The 22,730-nt window shown below is 73.4% G+C and carries 14 protein-coding genes and 1 pseudogene; 8 read left to right on the top strand and 7 right to left on the bottom strand.

The features are described 5' to 3' along the window. Both ACQ452_RS15365 and ACQ452_RS15360 read left to right on the top strand, forming a co-directional pair. Positions 1-1,200, top strand: a complete 1,200-nt coding sequence (locus tag ACQ452_RS15365) for an RtcB family protein (RefSeq protein WP_433384690.1) — start codon at positions 1-3, stop codon at positions 1,198-1,200. 102 nt (positions 1,201-1,302) lie between these two features. Next, positions 1,303-2,952 carry an ABC-F family ATP-binding cassette domain-containing protein gene (locus ACQ452_RS15360; protein ID WP_433384687.1) on the top strand — a complete coding sequence of 550 codons (1,650 nt, stop codon included), beginning with the start codon at positions 1,303-1,305 and terminating at the stop codon, positions 2,950-2,952. 9 nt (positions 2,953-2,961) lie between these two features. On the opposite strand, the gene ACQ452_RS15355 is transcribed toward ACQ452_RS15360, so the two are convergent. Then, positions 2,962-4,170 carry a chitosanase gene (locus tag ACQ452_RS15355; protein WP_433384684.1) on the bottom strand — a complete coding sequence of 403 codons (1,209 nt, stop codon included), beginning with the start codon at positions 4,168-4,170 and terminating at the stop codon, positions 2,962-2,964. A gap of 390 nt (positions 4,171-4,560) precedes the next feature. On the opposite strand from ACQ452_RS15355, the pseudogene ACQ452_RS15350 reads away from it, so the two are divergent. Together ACQ452_RS15350 and ACQ452_RS15345 are read left to right on the top strand one after the other, a co-directional pair. Then, positions 4,561-5,037, top strand: a pseudogene (locus tag ACQ452_RS15350) (snapalysin family zinc-dependent metalloprotease); the annotation flags it as partial. 36 nt (positions 5,038-5,073) lie between these two features. Continuing rightward, positions 5,074-5,793 carry a S1 family peptidase gene (locus ACQ452_RS15345; RefSeq protein WP_433394167.1) on the top strand — a complete coding sequence of 240 codons (720 nt, stop codon included), beginning with the start codon at positions 5,074-5,076 and terminating at the stop codon, positions 5,791-5,793. Between the two features lie 192 nt (positions 5,794-5,985). On the opposite strand, the gene ACQ452_RS15340 is transcribed toward ACQ452_RS15345, so the two are convergent. Together ACQ452_RS15340 and ACQ452_RS15335 are read right to left on the bottom strand one after the other, a co-directional pair. Beyond that, entirely contained in the window at positions 5,986-6,627 is a 642-nt protein-coding gene (locus ACQ452_RS15340) for a C39 family peptidase (RefSeq protein WP_433384681.1), read from the bottom strand. A 1,112-nt stretch (positions 6,628-7,739) separates the two neighbouring features. Then, positions 7,740-10,748 carry an ATP-binding protein gene (locus ACQ452_RS15335; protein ID WP_433384678.1) on the bottom strand — a complete coding sequence of 1,003 codons (3,009 nt, stop codon included), beginning with the start codon at positions 10,746-10,748 and terminating at the stop codon, positions 7,740-7,742. Between the two features lie 342 nt (positions 10,749-11,090). On the opposite strand from ACQ452_RS15335, the gene htpG reads away from it, so the two are divergent. Beyond that, on the top strand, positions 11,091-12,950 hold the full coding sequence (gene htpG / locus ACQ452_RS15330; RefSeq protein WP_433394165.1) for a molecular chaperone HtpG: 1,860 nt from the start codon (positions 11,091-11,093) through the stop codon (positions 12,948-12,950). Positions 12,951-13,008: 58 nt separating this feature from the next. Here the strand turns inward: htpG and ACQ452_RS15325 are convergent, their stop codons facing one another. The 4 genes from ACQ452_RS15325 to ACQ452_RS15310 form a co-directional block, all read right to left on the bottom strand. Further along, positions 13,009-13,557, bottom strand: a complete 549-nt coding sequence (locus ACQ452_RS15325) for a hypothetical protein (RefSeq protein ID WP_433384675.1) — start codon at positions 13,555-13,557, stop codon at positions 13,009-13,011. Next, positions 13,554-16,646 (bottom strand): PxKF domain-containing protein, encoded by a 3,093-nt coding sequence (locus tag ACQ452_RS15320; protein ID WP_433384672.1) that lies wholly within the window; start codon positions 16,644-16,646, stop codon positions 13,554-13,556. The genes ACQ452_RS15325 and ACQ452_RS15320 overlap by 4 nt, the downstream gene beginning before the upstream one ends. Positions 16,647-16,832: 186 nt before the next feature. After that, on the bottom strand, positions 16,833-17,516 hold the full coding sequence (locus ACQ452_RS15315) for a response regulator (RefSeq protein ID WP_433384669.1): 684 nt from the start codon (positions 17,514-17,516) through the stop codon (positions 16,833-16,835). Continuing rightward, complete coding sequence (locus ACQ452_RS15310) at positions 17,513-19,102, bottom strand: ATP-binding protein (protein WP_433384666.1); 1,590 nt, start codon at positions 19,100-19,102, stop codon at positions 17,513-17,515. Before ACQ452_RS15310 ends, ACQ452_RS15315 begins: the two co-directional genes overlap by 4 nt. A 110-nt stretch (positions 19,103-19,212) precedes the next feature. Between ACQ452_RS15310 and ACQ452_RS15305 the strand changes: the two genes are divergently transcribed. The 3 genes from ACQ452_RS15305 (at position 19,213) to ACQ452_RS15295 (ending at position 22,631) form a co-directional block, all read left to right on the top strand. Continuing rightward, a complete protein-coding gene (locus ACQ452_RS15305; protein ID WP_433384663.1) occupies positions 19,213-20,637 on the top strand; it encodes a cation:dicarboxylate symporter family transporter in 1,425 nt (474 codons plus the stop codon). Positions 20,638-20,793: 156 nt separating this feature from the next. After that, positions 20,794-21,621 carry a DUF72 domain-containing protein gene (locus tag ACQ452_RS15300; RefSeq protein ID WP_433394163.1) on the top strand — a complete coding sequence of 276 codons (828 nt, stop codon included), beginning with the start codon at positions 20,794-20,796 and terminating at the stop codon, positions 21,619-21,621. 53 nt (positions 21,622-21,674) lie between these two features. Further along, on the top strand, positions 21,675-22,631 hold the full coding sequence (locus tag ACQ452_RS15295) for a DUF1152 domain-containing protein (RefSeq protein WP_433384660.1): 957 nt from the start codon (positions 21,675-21,677) through the stop codon (positions 22,629-22,631). Positions 22,632-22,730: the final 99 nt, after the last annotated feature.

Raw genomic sequence — 22,730 nt, 5'->3', positions numbered from 1 at the left:
ATGAGTTACACCCCGCTCGCGGGCACCCGGGCGCCGGTGCGGGTCTGGACCGACCCGTACGACATCGAGCCGCAGGCCGCCCGGCAGCTGCGCAACATCGGCGCGCTGCCGTGGGTGCAGGGCGTCGCGGTCATGCCCGACGTGCACTTCGGCAAGGGCGCCACGGTCGGCTCGGTCATCGCGATGCGGCAGGCCGTCTCGCCGGCCGCGGTCGGCGTCGACATCGGCTGCGGCATGTCGGCGGTCCGCACCTCGCTGACCGCCACCGACCTGCCGGACGACCTGGCCGGGCTGCGTTCGGCGATCGAGGCCACGATCCCGGTCGGGTTCACCCAGCGGGAGAAGCCCGTCGACCCGCGCCGGATCCGGGGGCTGGAGCAGGCCGGCTGGGACGACTTCTGGGCGCGGTTCGCCGGGCTCGACCGGCGGGTGGCGCAGCTCGAGACGCGGGCCCAGCGGCAGCTCGGCACGCTCGGAGGCGGCAACCACTTCATCGAGGTCTGCCTGGAGCAGGGCGGCGCCGACGAGGGCCGGGTGTGGCTGATGCTGCACTCCGGCTCCCGCAACATCGGCAAGGAGCTGGCGGAGCGGCACATCGCCGTCGCCCGGCGGCTGCCGCACAACACCGACCTGCCCGACCGGGACCTCGCGGTGTTCCTCACCGGCACGCCCGAGATGGACGCCTACCGCCGGGACCTGTGGTGGGCGCAGGAGTACGCGCGGCGTAACCGGGCCGTCATGCTCGCCCTGCTCTGTCAGGTGGTGCGCGAGCAGTTTCCGCAGGTGAGCTACGACGAGCCGATCTCCTGCCACCACAACTACGTGGCGGAGGAGAGCTACGACGGCGTCGACGTGCTGGTCACCCGCAAGGGGGCGATCCGGGCCGGCCGGGGGGAGCTGGGCATCATCCCGGGATCGATGGGCACCGGCTCGTACATCGTGCGCGGCCGGGGCAACCCGGACGCGTACTGCTCCGCGTCGCACGGGGCGGGGCGGCGGATGTCACGGGCCCAGGCGAAGCGGACGTACGACACCGCCGACCTGGTCGCGCAGACCGCCGGCGTCGAGTGCCGCAAGGACGCCGGGGTGGTCGACGAGATCCCGGCCGCGTACAAGGACATCACCCAGGTGATGGCACAGCAGGATGACCTGGTCGAGGTGGTGGCGCACCTCAAGCAGGTCGTCTGCGTGAAGGGGTGACCGCCGGCCGGCGCCCGCCGAACGGGCGGGCGCCGGCCGTACGCCCTTTCCGAGCCCGTCCCCGGTGCCCGACGCGCCCTGCCCACCCCGAGGGGGCCCCGCATGTCCGATGCGTCGATCGTCTGTTCGCGCCTGACCTTCTGCTGGCCGGACGACACCCCGGTCTTCGAGGACCTGTCCTTCACCGTGGGCGCCGGCCGTACCGGTCTCGTCGCGCCCAACGGCGCGGGCAAGACCACCCTGCTCAGGCTGATCGCCGGCGAGTACCGGCCCACCGGCGGCTCGGTGACCGTCGACGGGGTGCTCGGCCACCTCCCGCAGGACCTCCCGCTGGCCGGGGAGCTGACGGTGGCCGAGGCCATGGGCGTCGCCCCGCTGCTCGCGGCGCTGCACGCCATCGAGGCCGGGGACGCCGACGAGGAGCACTTCGCCACGATCGGCACCGACTGGGACGTCGAGGAGCGTACGCGCGCCCAGCTCGACCGGCTCGGCCTCGACGACGTGGCCCTCACCCGCCCTCTGCGCACCCTCAGCGGCGGTCAGGTCGTCTCCCTCGGCCTGGCGGCGCAACTGCTCCGCCGCCCCGACGTCCTGCTGCTCGACGAGCCGACGAACAACCTGGACCTCGACGCCCGCCGCACGCTGCACGCCGTACTGGCCGACTGGAACGGCTGCCTGCTGCTGGTCAGCCACGACCGGGCGCTGCTGGACCGGATGGACCGCATCCTCGAACTCGACCGCGGCGAGGTCCGCTCCCACGGCGGCAACTTCACCGCGTACGAGGAGGCGGTGCGCGCCGGGCGGGAGGTCGCCGAGAAGAACGTCCGCCACGCCGAGCAGGAGGTCAGGCGGGAGAAACGGGAGCTGCAACAGTCCCGCGAGCGGGCCGAGCGCCGCGCCGGCAACGCGGCCCGCAACCTCTCCGCCGCCGGCCTGCCGAAGATCTTCGCCGGCACGATGAAGCGAGGCGCCCAGGAGTCGGCGGGCCGGTCGCACGGGACGCACACCGCGCGCCTCGACGACGCCCGGACCCGACTCGACGAGGCGGGCCGGGCACTGCGCGAGGAACAGCGGATCACGCTGGAGCTGCCGGGCACCAACCTGCCGGCCGGCCGCACCGTCTTTCACGGCGAGGCCGTGCAGGTCCGCCACGGCGACCGGGCCCTGTTCGCCGACACCGGCGTGGACCTCACGATCCGGGGACCCGAGCGGATCGCCCTCACCGGCCCGAACGGCGCCGGCAAGTCGACCCTGCTGCGCGTGCTGAGCGGCGACGTGTCGCCGGAGGGCGGCCGGACCAGGCGGTCCGACGGCCGGATCGCGTACCTGTCCCAGCGGCTGGACCTGCTGGATTCCGGCCGCACGGTCGCGCAGAGCCTGGCGGCGGTCGCGCCCACGATGCCGCAGGCGCAGCGGATGACCCTGCTCGCCCGCTTCCTGTTCCGGGGCGCCCGCGCCCACCTGCCGGTCGGTGCGCTCTCCGGTGGCGAGCGGCTGCGCGCCACCCTGGCCTGCGTGCTGTTCGCCGAACCGGCGCCGCAACTGCTCCTGCTCGACGAACCGACAAACAACCTGGACCTGGTCAGCGTGGGCCAGTTGGAGAGCGCGCTCGACGCGTACCAGGGGGCGTTCGTGGTGGTCAGTCACGACGAACGGTTCCTCGCCGGCATCGGCGTGAACCGCTGGCTGCGGCTCGCCGACGGCCGGCTGCGGGAGACCTGCGCCCCCGGCGGCGTCGCGTCGGAGTCGTGACCGGGGGCGTCAGCCGATGCGGTACTGGTCGCCGTAGACGGCGAACACCAGCGGCGTGTCCAGGTTGAAGTTGCCGTTGTTGAGGAAGACCCGCTGCGCGGTGTCCACACGGGAGGTGTCCGAGTGCGCGGGCTCCTTCCTCATCTCCGCGACCCGTTCGTCGAGGAAGGCGTGCAGCCAGACCCGCTCGTCGCCGCCCTGGGCCGGCGGCTTCGCCCGGGCCAGGGCGCGGGAGCGGATCGACCGCATGCCCTCGTAGCCGTGCATGACCGCCGCGTCGTAGTAGGCGAACTGGCCGAGCGCCCGGACCCCGTCGGTCTTGCCGTCGCGCACGGACGGGTTGAAGTAGACCCGGTCCCGCTCGGCCTCCTGGGCGGCGCGGAACACCGGGTCGGCGGCGGCGGCGCGCCAGTCGCGGGGGAAGTACGGATCGAGGCCGGCGTGCGAGTCGGTGCCGTCGACGGCGCGCAGCGCCGACAGGTAGCCGGCCAGCACGTTGCCGGGCTTGGTCCGCGCGTACGCCTCCACCAGTTCGAGCATGTCGCCGGTGCCCGAGCAGAAGCCGATGATGCCGGCGGTGTAGCCCCGCCCGTCGCCGATGTCCTCGATGTAGGAGAACTGCGCGCGCCAGTCGAGCGAGGAGTTCTCGGCCGCCGAGACGAGCTGCATGGCGACGTCCTTCTTGGCCGGGTCGTCGAGGGGAGAGCCGGCGGGGGTGGAGGGGCCGGGCGTGGGGCCACCGCCGCCGGGCAGGTTCCACCGCTGGTTGGCGGTGCCGGCGCAGCTCCAGATCTGCAACCGGGTGCCGTCGGCCGTGCTCCGGTCCGTGACGTCGAGGCACTTACCCGAGCCGGTGTTGACCAGCGCGCCGTTGCTGGCGGTCCACCGCTGTGCGCCGGTGCCGTTGCAGTCGTACAGCTGCACCTTCGCGCCGTCGGCGGTGGAGGCGGCGGTGACGTCGAGGCACTTGCCGAGCGCGCGGACGGAGCCGTCGGTGTTGCCGGTCGTCCACGCCTGGGCCGCGGTGCCGTTGCACTCCCAGAGCTGGACGGGTGTGCCGTTGGCCGTGCCGGCGCTCGCGACGTCGACGCACTTCCCGCCGAGCCCGGTGATCGTCCCGGCCGCCGCGGCGCTGGCCGGGAGCAGGCCGTGGCCGAGCGCCGCGGCGGAGAGCAGCAGGACTCCCGAGAGCTGGGCGACTGTCCGCTTGCGAATCATGGCGCTCCTCGGAGGGGAGGGGCGGCGTGCCGCCGCCCGCCGGTCGTCCCTGCGGCACGGGCCCGACAGCACCACCGAGATACTGGAAACCGTCCTAACTAATAACAGTTGGTCGATGCGATGTCAATCCGGCCGCGCGGGTGGCGCCGGCCTACGTGGGACCGGGCGCGCGGGCCTCCGCGGTGGTGCGGGCCTTCGTGTGGCGCGGGCCTCCGTGGTGGTGCGGGCCTTCGTGATGGTGCGGGCCTCCGTGGTGGCGCGGACGTCCGCGACGGCGGTTGGAGCGTCGGTAGGTGGGTCGGCGTATTGGCGGGCGGCGGCTGGGGTGCCGGTATGACGGTTCCGTTATGCCGCATATTGCCGGTCGTCGCTTAGTATCCACGTACATCGATGACCGGTGGCGACCCGCCGCCGGCCAACCCAGGGAGTGCGCGTATGTTCCGACAACTGCTGCGTGCGGCGACCGTCGCGCTGGCGGCGGCGCTGGCCGCGACCGGAATGCAGGTCGCCACCGACACCAGCGCGTCCGCCGCCGCCCGGACCGTCTACTACGACGCGAGCCGTGCCGGCGAGTTCCGCACGAACTTCGACCAGGCCGCGACCATCTGGAACAGCCGGGTCAGCAACGTCCAACTGGTCGCCCGTACGCCGGGCAACGTCACCATCTACGTCGACAGCGGGTGGCCGCGCGCGCAGGTCAGTGGCCTCGGCTCCGGCCGGGTCTGGATGGGCTGGACCGCCGTCAACCAGGGGTACGACCGCACCCGCATCGCCACGCACGAGATCGGCCACATCCTCGGCCTGCCCGACCGGCGTACCGGGCTCTGCACCGACCTGATGTCCGGCAGCAGCGCGCCGGTCTCCTGCCGCAACGCGAACCCCAGCGCCGCCGAGGCGTCCCGGGTGAACCAGCTCTTCGCCGGTGGCCTCGCCGCGTCGGAGGCGCCCACCGGCACCTTCACCTGGAACGACGCCGACGACATCTCGCCGCAGGTGGTCAACGGCCGGCCGGCAAGCGAGAACTACCCGTGGATGGTGTACGTCTCCGGCTGCACCGGCACCCTGATCAAGGCGAACTGGGCGGTCACCGCCAAGCACTGCGGGACCCCCACCTCGGTGCGGGTGGGCAGCGTCAACCGCAGCAGCGGCGGCACGGTGGTCCGGGTGACCCGGGCGGTCAACCACCCCAGCGTCGACGTGAAGCTGCTGCAACTCGCCAGCTCCGTGACGTACGCTCCCGCCCCGATCCCGACCGCCTCCGGGGCGGTCGGCACCGCCACCCGGATCATCGGCTGGGGTCAGACCTGTGCCCCCCGGGGCTGCGGCAGCGCCCCGACCGTCGCGCACGAGCTGGACACCTCGATCGTGGCGGACAGCCGCTGCCTCGGCATCAACGCCGCGTACGAGATCTGCACCAACAACACCAACGGCAACGCGGGCGCCTGCTACGGCGACTCGGGCGGCCCGCAGGTGCGCCGGATCAACGGGGCGTGGGCCCTGATCGGCGCGACCAGCCGGGCCGGCAACAACAACTCCACCTGCGCCACCGGCCCGTCCATCTACGTGGACCTGCCGTCCATCCGGTCCTGGATCAACACCCAGGTCGGCGGCCTGCCGGCCTGACCCCCCGAACCCCGGCGGCCGTTGTCGGTCAAGGGTTCCGCGTTCCGGATCGGCGCCACGAAGGACGCGAAACTCTTGACCGACTCGGCGGGCACGGGCCGGGTGCGCCCGGTGGAAAGACGGAGAAGGCCGACCCCGTAGGGGCCGGCCTTCTCCGTCAGTGCGGTGCGCTCGCGGTGTGCGTGTGGTGGGTCAGGCGGTGTAGCCGCGGGTGGCGATCCAGTCGGCGAGGTTGTTGACGCTCATGCGGTAGGAGGCCTGGTGGGGGTTGGCGGAGTCGGCGATGGTGACGGTGTTGCCGTTGTCGCGGTAGCCGACGACGCTGATGTAGTGGCCGCCTTCGAAGGCGTGGGTGGTGCCGTCGGTGTCGGTGGCGGTGCCGGCGATGTTGGCGACGATGGCGTGGCCTTCGTCGATGGCGGTGACGATGTCGGTGCGCAGCTTGTCGGTCTGCTTGTCGTCGGCCTTGGTGCCGGGGATCTCGACGGACTGGTAGGCGTCCTTGCCGGTTTCCTTGTTCAGGATGGGGGTGATGTCGTTGATGGAGTCGGTGCCGGCTTCGGTGGTGCCCATGCGCTGGGCCATGCCGTGTACGTCGATGTTCTTGCCCTGCACGCTCAGGGCGTTGCGGGCGGCGGCGGGGCCGCAGTAGTAGAAGTTGGGCTGGGCTTCGTAGCGCACGCCCAGTTCCCGCTCGTGCTGCTTGCGGTCCTGGGTGGCGGGCTTGGCCTCGGCGGGTGCGGCGAAGGCGGTGGCGGGGCCGGCGATGGCGCCGCCGGTGACGGCGAGCCCGGCCACGGTCAGTGCGGTCCTGCGGAAGATGTCGGTACGCATGATGGTGGCACCTTTCGATCGGGGGTACGCGACACCCACCAAGGGGGGTGGGGGCGTCGCGGGCGAAGGGAAAGGTCAAACTCAGGGGGCGTCCCGGCGGGGCCGGGGCCTGGGTTGCGGGGGATGTAACGACGCGGGTCCGGCCGGCATTCCGGGCCGTCGCCCGGGCGTCGGGAGGGCTGCGGGGGGTCACGCGCTCACGATGGTTACAACGACCCGGGCCCCCGACCCATGCCCGCCCGGCCGGTGACCCCGACCACCACAAAAGCCCACGTAACGGATAGGCGATCGAGAAGCCCCCAAACCGTGCGGTCCGCGAAACCGGACGTCCGCCCCAGTCCGTACCGCGTGCCCAGGCCAGTACGGGGGAGCCTCCTCGCCCGCCAACTCGGCGTCGGCGCCGCACCGCCGCCCCCACATTCGCCGCCACCCACCGCGCCGGCCCCGCACCCCTCAGCCGCCGCCGTGCCGATCAGCCGCCCCGGACTGCTCAGCCGCCGCCGCACCCCTCAGCCGCCCCGGACTGCTCAGCCGCCGCCGCACCCCTCAGCCGCCCCGGACTGCTCAGCCGCCGCCGTGCCGCCGCTCCTGCATTCGCCGCCGCCGTGCCGCCGCTCCTGCATTCGCCGCCGCACCACAACGCACCAATCGCCGCAAACGCCCCCGCGCCCGCCCCTACCCCTCAGCCGCTGCCGCACAGCGGTCCACCGGCTCCGCCCCGCCGTCCCGCGCCCCGCCGCCGCCCACCGCGTCGCCGCCATGGAACTGGCTGGGCACCGTCAGCTGGTTCCTCCGTCAGGGAGGGCGTGCGCGAGGCGGCGGCTGGTGATCAGGACCCCATGGACGTTATTCGGCCGCTTTGAGGTACATGGCGTCCTGATCACCTTTGGCTGAGCGTGGTCAACGGCGGCCGGCGCGCTCTCGCCCGCGCCCCGGGCGTCAGCGGACGGGGCGTGCAGCGGACGGGGCGTGCAGCGGACGGGGCGTGCAGCGGACGGGGCGTGCAGCGGACGGGGCGTGCAGCGGACGGGGCGTGCAGCGGACGGGGCGTGCACGGATCGGGTGTGCACGGATCTGGTGTGCCCGCCGGTGGAGGCGGGGCGGGCGACGGATCAGGGGATCGGCGACAGGCGGTGCTCGATGGTGACGGTGGTGCCCTCGGCGGTGGAGACCAGGCGTACGTCGCCGTGAGCGTTCATGAGCGTGGCCCCCCGCCCCCGGTCCATGGCCGGGCGTCGGTCTCGCCAGGTGCCGAAGTCGCGCACCGAGATCAGTACCGTGCCGTCGGCCACCCGCAGGCCCACGCGTACCTCAGGGCGGGTCGGGCGTTGGGCGTGCTCGACGGCGTTGTTGACCGCCTCGGAGGCGGCCAGCAGGAGATCCGCCACCGTGTCCGGATCGAGGTTCAGGCCCTCCAACGAGGTCCGCACGTCGCGGCGCATCGAGGCGGCTGCCGTGGGCTGGTTGGGGTACGTCCAGCCCTTGTCCACCGCAACCGGATGCGCGGAGGCCGGGCACCGGCCGCCGTTGTGTGCCGGCTCCCCGTGCCCGCCGGGCGACGTACCGCCCCCCGGCACCTCCGGCAGGTCATCCGCCGCTGAGCTGACCGCACCCGCCGTGCCGTCCGCGCTCGCGGTGCCATCCGTGCTGTGCGGGCCGTCCGTGCTGTGCGGGCCGTCCGTGCTGTGCGGGCCGTCCGTGCCTTCCGGGCTGTGCGTGGCGGCGGTGCCCTCCGGGCCCTCTGGGCCATGCGTGCCTTCCGGGCCGTGCGTACCCGCCGTGCCGTGCGTGCTCGCGGTGCCGCCGGGCGTGCCGTGCGTGCTCGCGGTGCCGCCCGCCGTGCCGTCCGTATCCGTGGCCGCCCGACGGGGGTAATGCTGGGCGCGGGTACGGTGCAGGGCGGCCCGGATCCGGGCGATCAGTTCGGCGGCGGCGAAGGGCTTCACGACGTAGTCGTCGGCGCCCAGGTCGAGCCCCTCCACGCCGGCGTCGCCGCCGGCCCGCGCGGAGAGCACCACCACCGGCAACGTCCGGGTGCCGGCCCGCTCGCGTAGTCGGCGGAGCAGTTCGAAGCCGTCGACGGCGGGCATCATCACGTCGGTGAGCACCAGGTCCGGCGGGTCCCGGTGGATCGCCGCCAGGGCCTGCTCGCCGTCACCGACCGTCTCCACCCGCCAGCCCTGTTCGCCCAGCAACCGGGCCAGGTACGTGCGCATGTCGGCGTTGTCGTCGGCGACCAGGATCCGCACGCCCCGCAGCGGGTTCACCGCACCGTACGCGGGCAGCGGTGGTCCGGCCGGCGCGGATGCCCCCGCCTGTGCCGGGTCGGCCAGCCAGCCGGTCGCCTCCTGCGCGGCGGCCCGGGCGGCGTCGCCGACCTCGTCCATCCCGATGTCCGCCGCGGTGCCGTGCCCCGGCGTGGCGGGGGTCCAGGGCAGGGCCACGGTGAACGTCGTGCCCACCCCGATGCGGCTCTCGACCCGCACGTCGCCGCCCTCGAGGCGGGCCAGTTCGCGTACCAGGGCGAGCCCGATGCCGGTGCCCTCGTGGCTGCGCGACCGGGCGCCGTGCACCCGGTGGAAGCGTTCGAAGAGCCGGGGCAGCTCATCTTCGCCGATGCCGATGCCGGTGTCGGAGACGGTCAGCCGCACCTGCTCGCCGGTGGCGGTCAGCTCGACGCGGATGCGCCCCACGAACGTGTACTTCAGTGCGTTCGACAGCAGGTTGGTGACGATGCGTTCCCAGTTGACCGGGTCGACGCGTACGGCGCGGGGCAGCGGCGGGCAGTCGACCTCCAGGCGCAGCCCGGCGCGTTCGACGGCGGCCCGGAACACGCTGGCCAGTTCGGTGGTGAGCGCGGCCAGGTCGACCTCGCGTGCCTCGCTGTGCGCCTGCCCGGCCTGCAGGCTGGAGAAGGTGAGCAGGCTGTTGACCAGGGTGAGCAGCCGGGTGGCGTTACGCCAGGCGGTGTCGATCCGCTCCCGCTGCGTCGCCGGCAGGGGGTGTTCGTTGTCGTTGAGGGCGTCGTCCAGCGGGCCGAGCATCAACGTCAGCGGTGTGCGGAACTCGTGGCTGACGTTGGTGAAGAAGCCCGTCTTGACCCGGTCCAGTTCGGCGAGCGCCTCGGCCCGCCGGCGCTCCTGCTCGTACGCCATCGCGTTGCGTACCGCGACGGCGACCTGCTGGGCCAGCAGCGCGAAGAACGACCGGTAGGACTCGTCCAGGCCCCGGCTCGGGCTGACCCCGACCAGCAGCACGCCGAGCGGCTGGTCGGCCTCGGCGGAGGGCAACGGCAGCGCCAGGGCGGTGCCGACCGGGTCGCCCCACGCCCCGGCGGGCAGGGCGAGCGTCCGGTCGACGCCGGTGACCTCGCTCGTCGTGCCGGCGGCGGCGCCCGCCAGCCCCCACTCGAGCGCGCGCCCCTTCGGCAGCGTGGCGGGCAGGGCCGCTGCCACACGGTCGCCGCCGACGCAGGCGGTCCGGCGCAGCAGGTCGCCCTCGCCCACGTAGATCGCGGCGAACGGGACGTCCAGGGGGTGCCCGCCGATGGCTTCGGCGAGTCGGGCGCAGGTGCTCTCGACGTCGACGGTCCGCCCGTCGCCGCCGACGGAGAGGTCCCGCAGCAGGCGTAGCCGGCGTTCGCCGACGACCTGTTCGGTGACCTCGCTGCACACGGTGAGCACCCCCACCGTGCGTCCCTCGTCGTCGCGGGCGGGGGCGTGCGAGACGCTGAAGTATGCCTCCTCGCGGTAGCCGGCCCGGTCCAGCAGCAGTTGCAGGGCCGGCACCCAACTGGCGACCCCGGTCGCCATCGCCTCGTCGATCAGGGGGGCCAGCACGCCCCAGCCCTCGGCGAGGGTGACCCGCACGTCGCCGCCGAGCGCGTCGGGATGCTTGTCGCCGATCAGTGCCGAGTACGCGTCGTTGTAGAGCTGGGTGAACCGGTCACCCCACAGCAGCAGCATCGGGTAGCGGGAGGAGAGCACCACCCGGACGGCGGCGCGCAGGCTCTGCGGCCAGCCGTCGACCGGGCCGAGCGGGGTGGCCGCCCAGTCCAGGTCCGCCATCAGTCGACCGGTCTCGCCGCCGTCGGCGAACAGGTCCCGCGTGGGTCGCGTCACCCTCGGTCGCACCTCATCGCAGCCCCCGCTTCCGGGCCCCGGCGACCCTTGCTGGCGTTCCCGCACATCCTGGCACCTGGCTTGCGCCGCACGTCGGCCGGCACCCGGCGTGACCTTGTACCCAGCGCCCCGCCTCCTGACACCTCGACGTCGTGGGCCCGGCGTCGCCGAGGACCGGTGCGCACCCGTCGACACACTGCCGTCCCGTCGTCTCACCGTCTGCGGGGGCTCGTATCCTTTCCGCGACCCTTCGGTGGGCTTTCGAGGATGAAAGGACACGGTGTGAGCAACCGGGCCGAGACGTTGGAGTTCCAGGCCGAGGCGCGTCAGCTGCTCCAGCTGATGGTCCACTCGATCTATTCGAACAAGGACGTCTTCCTGCGTGAGTTGATCTCGAACGCCTCGGACGCGCTGGACAAGCTGCGCCTGGCGTCGATGGTCGACAAGGATCTGCAGGTCGACACCTCCGACCTGCACATCGAGCTCGAGATCGACAGGTCGGCGCGCACGCTGACCGTGCGGGACAACGGCATCGGCATGTCCCGCGACGAGGTGGTCGAGGTGATCGGCACGATCGCCAAGTCGGGCACCGCCGAGCTGCTGGGCAAGCTGCGCGAGTCCGCCGACGCCGGGGCCCGGCAGGAGCTGATCGGTCAGTTCGGCGTGGGCTTCTACGCGGCGTTCATGGTCGCGGACCGGGTGGAGCTGGTGACCCGCCGGGCGGGGGAGAGCGGCGGCACCCGCTGGGAGTCGGCCGGCGAGGGCACGTACGTGATCGAGTCGGTCGACGGGGCACCGCAGGGCACCTCGGTGACCCTGCACCTCAAGCCGGCCGACGACGAGGACAACCTGCACGACTACAGCGCCGAGTGGACGATCCGGGAGATCGTCAAGCGATACTCGGACTTCATCGCCTGGCCGATCCGGATGACCGTCGAGCGTCCCGGCGAGGGTGAGGGCGACGCGCCCAGCACCGAGATCCAGACGCTCAACTCGATGAAGGCGCTCTGGGCCCGCCCCCGCGACGAGGTCGACGAGGCCGAGTACAGGGAGTTCTACAAGCACGTCAGCCACGACTGGGCCGACCCGCTGGACATCGTGCACATGAAGGGCGAGGGCACCTTCGAGTACGAGGCGCTGCTGTTCATCCCCTCGCACGCGCCGCTGGACCTGTTCGCCCCGCAGGGCCGCCGCGGCGTGCAGCTCTACGTCAAGCGCGTCTTCATCATGGACGACTGCGAAGCGCTGATGCCGAACTACCTGCGTTTCGTCAAGGGCGTCGTGGACGCGCACGATTTGTCGCTGAACATCTCCCGGGAGATCCTGCAGCAGGACCGGCAGATCCAGGTCGTCCGCCGCCGGCTGGTCAAGAAGATCCTGGCCACCGTCAAGGACATGAAGGCCAACCACGCGGAGCGCTACCGGAGCTTCTGGACGGAGTTCGGCACCGCGGTCAAGGAGGGCCTGATCGACGACGTGGAGAACCGGGCCACGCTCCTGGAGATCCTGTCGGTCGCCTCCACCCACGACCCGGCCGAGCCCACCGACCTGGCCGGTTACGTCGGCCGGATGAAGGAGGGGCAGAGCGACATCTACTACGCCACCGGCGACTCCCGCGCGATGATCGAGAACTCGCCGCACATGGAGGCGTTCGGCGCCAAGGGCTACGAGGTGCTGCTGCTCACCGACCCGGTCGACGAGGTGTGGATCGAGCGCGTCGGCGAGTACGACGGCAGGACGCTGCGTTCCATCGCCAAGGGCCAGGTGGACCTGGACACCGAGGAGGAGAAGAAGGAGGCCGAGGCCGAGCGCGAGCAGCAGCGCAAGGACTTCGCCGACCTGCTCGCCTGGATGGGCACCACCCTCGCCGACTCCGTCAAGGAGGTCCGCCTCTCCTCGCGGCTGACCACCTCGCCGGCCTGCGTCGTCGGCGACGCCCACGACATCACCCCGACGCTGGAGAAGATGTACCGGGCGATGGGCCACGAGGTCCCGTCGGTCAAGCGGATCCTGGAACTCAACCCCGGGCACCCGCTGGTCACCGGCCTGCGCAAGGCCCACGAGCAGGGCGGCGCCGAGGAGTCGTTGACGGAGACCGCCGAGCTGCTGCACGGCATGGCGCTGCTCGCCGAGGGCGGGGAGCTGGCCGACCCGTCCCGGTTCACCCGCATCCTCGCCGACCGGCTCGCCCGGACCCTCTAGCGCTGCGGCGGGTCGGTCGGCGGGGAAGCCCGCCGGCCGACCCGCCCGGGCGGCGGGCTCAACGAGCGTCGGGGATCATTACCCGGAAGCCCGCCTCGCCCCGGCTCGCGTCGATCCGGCCGGGCGCCCGCAGCAGCGCCTCGCGGCACCCCTGCACCTGGTAGCCGCTCGCGCCGGTGCCGCTGGCGTAGCAGAGCAGGTACGCCCCGGAGGAGACGGGCCGCAGCGAGAACCGGCCGCCCCGCCCGAGGGCGCCGGTCACCCCGCCGGCGGACGCCACGGCGGACGTCGGCACGGTGAACGGGGCGTACGACACCTGCTCGGGCGTCGGGGCGGCGCCGACGCTGGTTAGTGCCCAGAAGTCGGGTGCCGCCGTCGCCGGTATCGCGAGCACGGTGCCGCCCCTGGTGGCGGCGCCCCTGCCGGCCGACTGGTCGGAAGCGTCGCGCATCGTGCCGAGCACCTCGTCGGGCTGCGGTCCACCCGCGCCGAACGGGCCGCGGCCGGCGGCCCAGAGCGCCGTGGCCAGCACGGCCGCGACGAGCACCACGGCACCGAGGCCGGCGGCGACGAGCGCCACCGGCCTCCGCGCCCGGATGCCGGTCACCTGAATTCGAACTCCGTACTGTGCCGGGTGCCGTCGGCCAGGGTCACCGTCAGCCGGTGCCGGCTGCCCGCCCAGGACCGTGGGGTCTCGATGTTGAGATGGTACGACCCGAGGGTCGAGATCCACCGGTATTCCGCCCCGGGCGCATCGAAGGTCGCCGAGACGACCGCCGACTCGCCCGGCTGCTCGCCCCCGACCGTCCACTTGGCCGGGATGGTCCGGCCGGCCTCGACGACTGTCAGCCCGTCCGGGTCGATCGGCGGCCGGAAGCCACCGAACTCGTACCGCGGGGTCGGCGCGGGCAGCCGGGAGACGCTGACGGTGATCTCGCGGGTCACCGTCTGGCCGGCCGCGTCGGTCACCGTGGCGCTGATCCGGTGCGCCCCCTCGCTCAGCCGGTCGGCACTGGTCAGCAGCACCCGGCCGGCGCCGAGGGCACCGTCGCGGTCCGACCGCCAGGTGACGTCGCCGTCGTCCAGCAGCCCGGCCTCCGCGTCGTACGCCCCGGCGTCCAGCCGGATCGCCTGCGTGCCGTGGTAGGCGGCGCCGTCGGCGGGGTTCCGGATGGTCAACTGGGGTGCGGCGTCGGGCATCGCGAACGGCTCGGAGGTGACCACCGCGGCGTCGAGCCCGTGCGAGGCGATCACCCGGACCAGCGCGGCCGGCGAACCGGGCACCATCCACCGGGGCGCGCTCGCCCCGGTCGCCGCGGTGTCGGCGGCGTACGTGCGCCAACTGCCGCCGCCGTCGGCGCTGTACTGGGCGGTGTACGTCGGCGCGTGCGGGCCGGCGTGCCTGCCCTTCCAGCTCAACCGGACGGTGTTCCCGTCCCGGTCGACCGCGGCGGCCGGCCGGTCGACGTCGGGCTTCTTCCGCTCGGCGGCCAGGGCGCCGATCACCCGGCCGCCGTGCAGGACGACCGCCCGGGCGGCCGACTCGGGCGCGGCCGGTACCGCCAGCTCGAAGCTGCCGACGGTGCGCTCATCCTGCCCGTCGCCGCCGGGCGGTTCGTCACCCTCCTGGCGCCGGGGCTCGAAGCGCACCTGGTGCAGCACCCGGTCGTCGGCGTCGAGCACCCGCAGCTCGTAGCCGCCCGCAGGGTCGTTCGCGGCCACGGGGGCGCCGAACGCCGGCACGGTCGGCCGGAAGACGGCGGTGCCCGCGGCGGTGTCGACCGTGCCGCGGAGCACCACCGCGGCCGGGTCGTCGCTCGCGGCGGCCGGGGTACGGCTCGACGCGGCGCCGGTCGCGTCCGGGGAGAGCCGGCCCTCGTACAGGGCCCGGTAGTCCCGGGCGTCGATCCAGCGCCCCTGGCTGTCGCCCCTGGTGGAGTTGCAGTAGCTCATCATCGGGTAGGTGGCGTGCGGCGAGGTGATGGCGAGCCCCTCGCGGTCGCCGAAGTACCGCGCGGAGACCCCCCAGATCTCCCGGTCCCGGTCGCCGTTGGGTCCGAGGGTCGGCCGGTCGCCCTGGCCGGTGCCGGTCCAGTGGGGGTAGTCGTCGGTGAAGGTCCCCGCGACCTCACCGCACCAGCCCCGCTTGGCGCCGAGAACCGGGAAGGTACGGCCGTTGCGGTCGGCGTTCACGGTGTGCTCGCGGCCCAGCGAGTGCGCCACCTCGTGCGCGCCCCGGTTGCGGGCGTACCCGGTGCCGTACAGGCCCTCGCTGCCGGAGAGCCAGCCGGAGGAGACCGGGCTGCCGATGCCGATGGCCAGGCCACCGCCACCGTCACCGAGCAGCGCGGCATGGTACTGGGTCCGCGGGTCGAGTTGGCCGGACCGGAAGTTGGTCCACCAGTCGATCCAGAGCCGGCCGTTGACGTCCTCCAGTCCGTCGTCACCATCGGGCCGCTCGTCGAGGTCGAGCGTCTCGAACGAGGCGTTCGCGTTGCTCACCGGAAACGCGTCGTGCATCCGCTGGTACTGCTCGAAGAGGTTGTCGAAGGTGGGCTCCCGGACGGTGCCGTTCTCGGTCCAGCTCGCCGCGAAGAGCTTGACCCGGAACCGCCCGCCGGGCCGGAACTCGACCTCGGTGCCGCAGTCGCCGGTCCACCGGCCGCCCTCGCAGCGCACCCCGCCGGGCAGCTCCGGCACCAGCTTGACCCGCCCGCTGGCCCAGCCCGGCGGCAGCGCGAAGTTCAGGCTGCCGGAGAACCGCTCCCGCCCGGCCCCCGGATCGGGGCCGACCACGATCTGGGGGTCGACCGGTGTCAGTGGGCTGCCGGGCAGTTCCTGACCGTCGCGGTAGCCGCGCAGCCGGCCGCTGGTGCGTACCTCCTGGCTGTCCGCCGTCTTGAAGAAGGCCCGGACGATCGTGGACCTGGCCCGGATCAGCGGGACGCTGTTCTGCCAGTCCTGCACGGCCTGGTTGACCTCGATCGCCGCCAGGTCCAGCGCGTAGTTCAGACACCCGGAGACCAGCGAGGAGAACTCGGCGGTGCTGCGGGCGGCGTTCACCCGGCCGCCGCCGAAGACGTGCGGGCCGTAGACGGTGCGGGCCTGTTCCTCGCTGAACACGCCGCTGGTGAGGGCGAGCACGCCGTAGCGGTCGACGCCCTTGCCCTTGGCGTACGCGACCGCCTCGGCGAGGCCCTCGCCGGCGTTCGGTTCGCCGTCGGTGGACATGCACATGGACCACGACGTGCCGGACCGGCCCGCGGCGGCCAGGTGGTCGGCGCCGGCGTGGACGGCGTCGCCAGGGTTGGACACGTCGTCGAGCCGCTCGACGGCGCGCAACCGGGTGGCGAGGCCCGTCGCCGCGTCCTCGTCGGTGAGCCGGGTCAGCGGGATCTCCAGGCGGGTGCCCTCGGTCACGTCGCTGCCGGAGTACTGGAGGACGCCGACAGCGACCCGGTCCGAACGGGGGAAGAGCAGCGGGTCCTCGACGGCGCGGGCGAAGCCCTCCAACTGCACCTGCCAGTCGGCGTCGGTGAGCGACAACGATCCGTCGACGAGGAGCATCAGGTCGGTGGGTGGCTGGGACGGCACGGGTGCGGCGGCCGCGACACCGGGCACGCCCGCCCCGGTCAGGGCGAGTGTGAGTACGGTGGCGATGGCGGTGAGGCGTCTGCGGCTGGGTCTGCGATGCACGGCTCTCCCTCGGTCCGACGTCATCGACTGCGTCGTCCGTACGGGACCTGGCGGCACGGCCGGCCAGGGCCGGCGCCCGCACGCCCGGTCCCCGCTACGGGCGCCCCCGCAGTCTGGCGGCCGGGGACTCCGCAAACCATCGAAATATCTGGATGACGACACCGCGCGGGTCAGCGTCGACGGGCATCAGGTGGGCCGGTACTCGACCTCGGGGCGGCCCGGGGTGCCGTAACGCGGGGCGCGGGCCACCCGACCCGTGTCGACCAGGTGCTCCAGGTAGCGCCGGGCGGTGACCCGGGACGTCCCCGTCCGCTCGGCCACCTCCGAGGCGGAGATCCCGGGCCGGTGGCGCAGGACGTCCAGCACGGCGTCGAGGGTCTCCGCGCCGAGCCCCTTGGGCAGGGTGTCGGGCGCGGTGCCGCGCAGGGTGGCGAACATCCGGTCCACCTCGTGCTGGGCCACGACGGTTCCGGCGGCGGACGCCTGCCGCCGGTACTGCGCGTACCGCTCCAGCTTGTCGCGGAACGCGGCGAAGGTGAAGGGCTTGAGCAGGTAGTGGGTGACCCCGAGGGCCACCGCCGCGCGCACCATCGCCAGGTCGCGGGCCGAGGTGACCGCGAGCACGTCCGCGTCGCTGCCCGCCGCCCGCATCGCCCGGCAGACGTCCAGGCCGTGCACGTCGGGCAGGTGGAAGTCGAGCAGGACCAGGTCGACCGCGTCCTCGCCGGTGCGGCGCAACACCCGCATCGCCTCCCGGGCGGTGTGTGCCACGCCGACCACGCGGAACCCCGGCACCCGCTCGGTGTACGCCCGGTGCGCCGCGGCGATGAGTTCCTCGTCCTCGACGACCAGGACGCGTACCCCGCTCACGTCGGCAGCTCCACCGGTATCGGCAGCCGCACGCGGAGCACGGTGCCGCCGTCCGCGGCGGCGCACACCTCGTGCCGGCCGTCGTGCCGGGTGACGACCTGGCCGACCAGGGCCAAGCCGAGGCCCCGCCCGGTGGCCTTGGTGGACCAGCCCCGGCGGAACGCGTCGGCGACCTGCCCGGGTGGCAGCCCGGAGCCGTTGTCGGTGACCTCGACGCGCACCTCGCCGTCCTCCTCGGCCACGCGCACCCGTACCCGTCGCGGTGGTGGCCTGCCGGCGACGGCCTCCAGCGCGTTGTCGACCAGGTTGCCCACGACGGTGAGCAGGTCGCCGGTGGGCAGCCTGCCGACGTCGAGCCGGGAGGCCGGGTCGACCGTCAGCTCGACGCCCCGCTCGGCGGCGTGGGCCGACTTGCCGAGCAGCAGCGCGGCCAGCGCCGGTTCGGTGATCGCGGCGACGACCTGGTCGGTGAGCTGCTGGGCCAGCGCCAGCTCCGCGGTGGCCAACCGGACCGCCTCGTCGGCGCGGCCCAACTCGACCAGGGTCAGCACGGTGTGCAGCCGGTTCGCGGCCTCGTGCGCCTGGGAGCGCAGCGCTTCGGTGAGCCCCCGCACGGAGTCCAGCTCGCTGGTGAGCGCGCGCAGGTCGGTGTGGTCGCGCAGGGTCAGCACCGTGCCCAGCGCCCGGCCGCCGGGGCCGGTCGACCGCTGGTTGGCGACCAGTGCGCGGTCGGCGGTCAGGATCAGCACGTCCCGCGCGTCCTGGCCGGAGGTGATCAGCCCGGTCAGCGCCGCGGGCAGGTCGACCTCGGTCACCGGGCGGTCGACCAGCGGCGCGCCGGTGGGCAGTCCGAGCAGGCGCCGGCCCTCGTCGTTGATGAGCGTGAGCCGCCGGTCCGGCCCGATCACCAGCAGGCCCTCGCCCACGGAGTGCAGCACCGCGTCGTAGTACTCGTACATCCGGGTGATCTGGGCCGGGCCGAGGCCGTGGGTCTGCCGGCGCAGCCGCCGGCTGAGCAGCCACGAGCCGGCACCGGCCAGGGCCAGCGCGGCGGCGGTGGCCGCCAGCAGCACCGGGGCGCGGTCCAGCAGCCTGCGGTTGATCACCCGGGTCGTGATGCCGACGGAGACCAGCCCGACCACCCCGCCGTCGGGCTCGCGTACCGGCGCGACGGCCCGCACCGACTCGCCGAGGGTGCCGGTGTTGACGACGGTGAACGGCCGGCCGGCCAGCGCGGGGCCGATCTCGCCGATGAACGGCCGGCCGATCTGGGTCGGGTCGGTGTGTGAGTAGCGGGTTCGGTCGCGGGCCATCACCACCACGAAGTCGGTGCCGGTGGCGGTGCGGATCGACTCGGCGTACGGCTGGAGGACCGCCGCCGGGTCCGGCGAGCGCAGGGCCGCGGTGACGTCGGGTGAGCGGGCCACCGTCTCGGCGACGGCCAGCACCTGCTCGCGGGCCGCGTCCCGGGCGTCGGCGTGGGCGACCAGCGCGACGCCCACGGTGCCGGCCGCCACCAGCAGGATGACCACCATGACCTGGAGCGCGAACAGCTGCCCCGCGATGCTCCACGTCTTTGCGGTCATGTCTCCTCGTGCTGGCGAATCGGCGCGCGTCGTGCCGCCGATGGTGCGGGTCGGTGAACAGAATGAACGCAAGGCTGACTCAGATTGTGACCGGTACCACTGTGTCGGTCATGCAGACCCCCACCACCAGCGCTGCGGTCACGCGCCCCCCGCGGGACCGTACCCACTATCTCTATCTCGCGGTGATCGTCGCGGTCGTCGCGGGCATCACCCTCGGCTTCGTCGTGCCCGCGTTCGCGCAGGAACTCAAGCCCCTGGGCACCGGATTCGTCGCGCTGATCAAGATGATGATCAGCCCCGTCATCTTCTGCACCATCGTGCTCGGGGTCGGGTCCGTCCGGCAGGCCGCCAAGGTCGGCAAGGTCGGCGGCCTGGCGCTCGGCTACTTCCTGCTCATGTCGACCGTGGCGCTCGCCATCGGCCTGGTGGTGGGCAACCTGATCCACCCCGGCAGTGGCCTCCAGCTCAGCGGCGACCTGGCCGAGGCGGGGCAGCAGGCGGCCGGCACCCAGAGCGAGGGCACTGTCGACTTCCTGCTCGGCATCATCCCGACCTCGCTGCTGTCGGCGTTGACCGGCAGCGAGGTGCTGCAGACCCTGCTGGTCGCCCTGCTGGTCGGCTTCGCGGTGCAGGGGATGGGCCGCCGGGGCGAGCCGGTGCTGCGGGCCGTCGGCGTCGCGCAGCGGCTGGTCTTCAAGATCCTCGCGATGATCATGTGGCTGGCGCCGATCGGGGCTTTCGGCGCCATCGCCGCGGTGGTCGGGGCGACCGGGATGGACGCGCTCAAGAGCCTGGCGCAGATCATGCTGGGCTTCTACGCCACCTGCCTGATCTTCGTGGTGGTGGTGCTCGGCGCGCTGCTCTGGCTCGTCGCCCGGATCTCGATCTTCTCGTTGCTGCGCTACCTCGGCCGGGAGTTCCTGCTGATCGTCTCGACCTCGTCGTCGGAGTCGGCGCTGCCCCGGCTGATCGCCAAGATGGAGCACTTCGGGGTGAGCCGCCCGGTCGTCGGCATCACGGTGCCGACCGGCTACTCCTTCAACCTGGACGGCACGGCGATCTACCTGACCATGGCCTCGCTCTTCATCGCCGCGGCGATGGGCGACCCGCTGTCGGTCGGTGAGCAGGTCTCGCTGCTGTTCTTCATGATCATCGCGTCGAAGGGTGCCGCCGGGATCACCGGCGCCGGTCTGGCCACCCTCGCGGGCGGGCTCCAGTCGCACCGGCCGGACCTGGTGGACGGCGTCGGGCTGATCGTCGGCATCGACCGGTTCATGTCGGAGGCCCGGGCGCTGACCAACTTCGCCGGCAACGCGGTCGCCACCGTCCTGGTCGGCACCTGGACCCGCGAGTTCGACCGGGAGCAGGCCCGCGCCGTCCTCGCCGGCGAGCGGCCGTTCGACGAGGCCACCATGCTGCACGACGGGCACGACGGGCACGACGGGCACGACGGGCACGGTTCGCGGCCGGCGGCGGCGACCGCGGCCGGCGGCGGGGGAGCGCCGGAGCGGGCCGAGCGGGTGACCGCCGGGTAGCCGGTCCTACCGGCGGACGCCGGCCGTGGCCCGTCACCCGGCCCGGCCGGCGCCCGGCGCGCGGGCGCGGCCGGATACCGTACCCGGGGCGCGGCGGGCCCGCGCCGGGCCGTCGAGCGGTGGGAGGAACGGATGCGCCTGCACGTGGGATGCGCGATGTGGACGCACCGATCCTGGCAGGGACGCTTCGTGACGCACCCGTTGCCGGCCGAGGAGCGGCTGCGCGCCTACGCCGGCTGGTGCACGGCCGTGGAGGGCAACACGACCTTCTACGCGACCCCCACCCCCGAGACGGTGGCGTCGTGGGCGCGCCAGACCGGCCCCGACTTCCGGTTCGTGCCCAAGCTGCCGAAGGTCGTCACCCACGACCGCCGACTCACGGGTGCCGACGAGGAACTGCGCGTCTTCCTGGACGCCGTCGAACCCCTCGGCCCCCGGGCGCACGCCCTGTGGATCCAGTTGCCGGGCTCGTTCGGGCCCACCGACGTGCCCACGCTGGCCCGCTTCCTGCGCGGGCTGCCCGCCACCCACCGGTACGCCGTGGAGGTCCGCCACCCCGCGTTCTTCGCCGAGTCGTGGGCGGCGCGGACGTTGACGGAGGCGCTCGCCGTGGTCGGCGCGGAGTGGGTGCCCTTCGACACGACCGCGTTCTTCCGCACCCCGCCGACGAGCGACGCCGAGCGGGAGGCGTGGACCCGCAAGCCGCGCAACCCGCTGCGTACCCACGCGCTGACCGACCGGCCGATCGTCCGGTACCTCGGCCGGGACGACCCCGCGCGCACGGTCGAGGGCTGGCAACCGTGGCTCGACGTGGTGACCGGCTGGCTGCGTGAGGGCCGGTCGCCGACCGTGTTCGTGCACACTCCGGACAACGCCGACGCCCCCGACCTCGCCCGCCGCTTCCACCACGAGGTGCGCTCGCGCCTGCCCGGGGTCGAGCCACTGCCCGACCCGGCGCCGGTCGGGCCGTCGACGCTGTTCTGAACGCACCCGCCGGCCCACCCCGGCCCCCGCGACCGTCACCTGAGGAGACCCCGATGCCGTCGCTGGCCGTGCCCCCGCTGTTCGCCGCGCTGGAGCCGGCCCGCACCGTGCTGATCGCCGGCGCGGGCGGCGGCTTCGACGTGTACGCCGCGATCCCGCTGGCCGTCGCGCTACGCGACGCCGGTCGGACCGTGCACCTGGCCAACCTCTCCTTCACGCGGCTCGAACTGCTCGATCTGCGGGCGTGGACGGCGCGCAACGTCGCCGCCGTCACCCCGGACACCGACGGCCCGGACGACTACTTTCCCGAACGGGCGCTGGCCCGCTGGCTCGCCGCCAACGACCAGCCCTGCACCGTGTACGCCTTCCCGAAGGTGGGAGTGCAACCGCTGCGCGACGCCTACCGGCATCTCGTCGACGTGCTCGGCGTGGACGCGGTGGTGCTGGTCGACGGGGGCACCGACATCCTGATGCGCGGCGACGAGGCCGGCCTCGGGACCCCCGCCGAGGACATGACCAGCCTCGCCGCCGTCGCCGGGCTGGACGTGCCGGTGAAGCTGGTGGCGTGCCTCGGGTTCGGCATCGACGCGTACCACGGGGTCAACCACACCCAGGTGCTGGAGAACATCGCCGCCCTCGACCGCGACGGCGCGTACCTCGGGGCGCTGTCCGTCCCGCGCACCAGCCGGGAGGCGCGGCTGTACCGGGACGCGGTCGCGTACGGGCAGGCGGCCACGCCGTTGCGGCCCAGCATCGTGCACGGGCAGATCGCCGCCGCCGTCCAGGGTGCCGACGGGGACGTCCACGTCACCCGCCGTACCCGGGGCAGCACCCTGTTCGTCAACCCGTTGATGGCGATCTACTTCAGCTTCGACCTGGACGGCCTGGCCCGCCGCTCGCTCTACCTCGACCGCCTGGAACACACCGTCGGCATGCGGCAGGTGGCGTCGCGGATCGACGCGTTCCGCGACGACGTCGAACGCCGCGTCCCGCGGGTCTTCCCGCACTGACCGGCGGGTCCCGGACGTCTCCGACAGGCTCTCCGGAAGCCGGTGTCACCCGCCGCGTCGGGACCCGCCCCCGACGGCGTGGGCGGCCGTGCGGCGGCG

It is taken from the genome of Micromonospora sp. KLBMP9576 (genome assembly GCF_050941805.1).
GTDB lineage: Bacteria > Actinomycetota > Actinomycetes > Mycobacteriales > Micromonosporaceae > Micromonospora.
The sequence above is the reverse complement of the archived record's forward strand: the minus strand, read 5'-3'. Positions and strand labels throughout refer to the sequence as shown.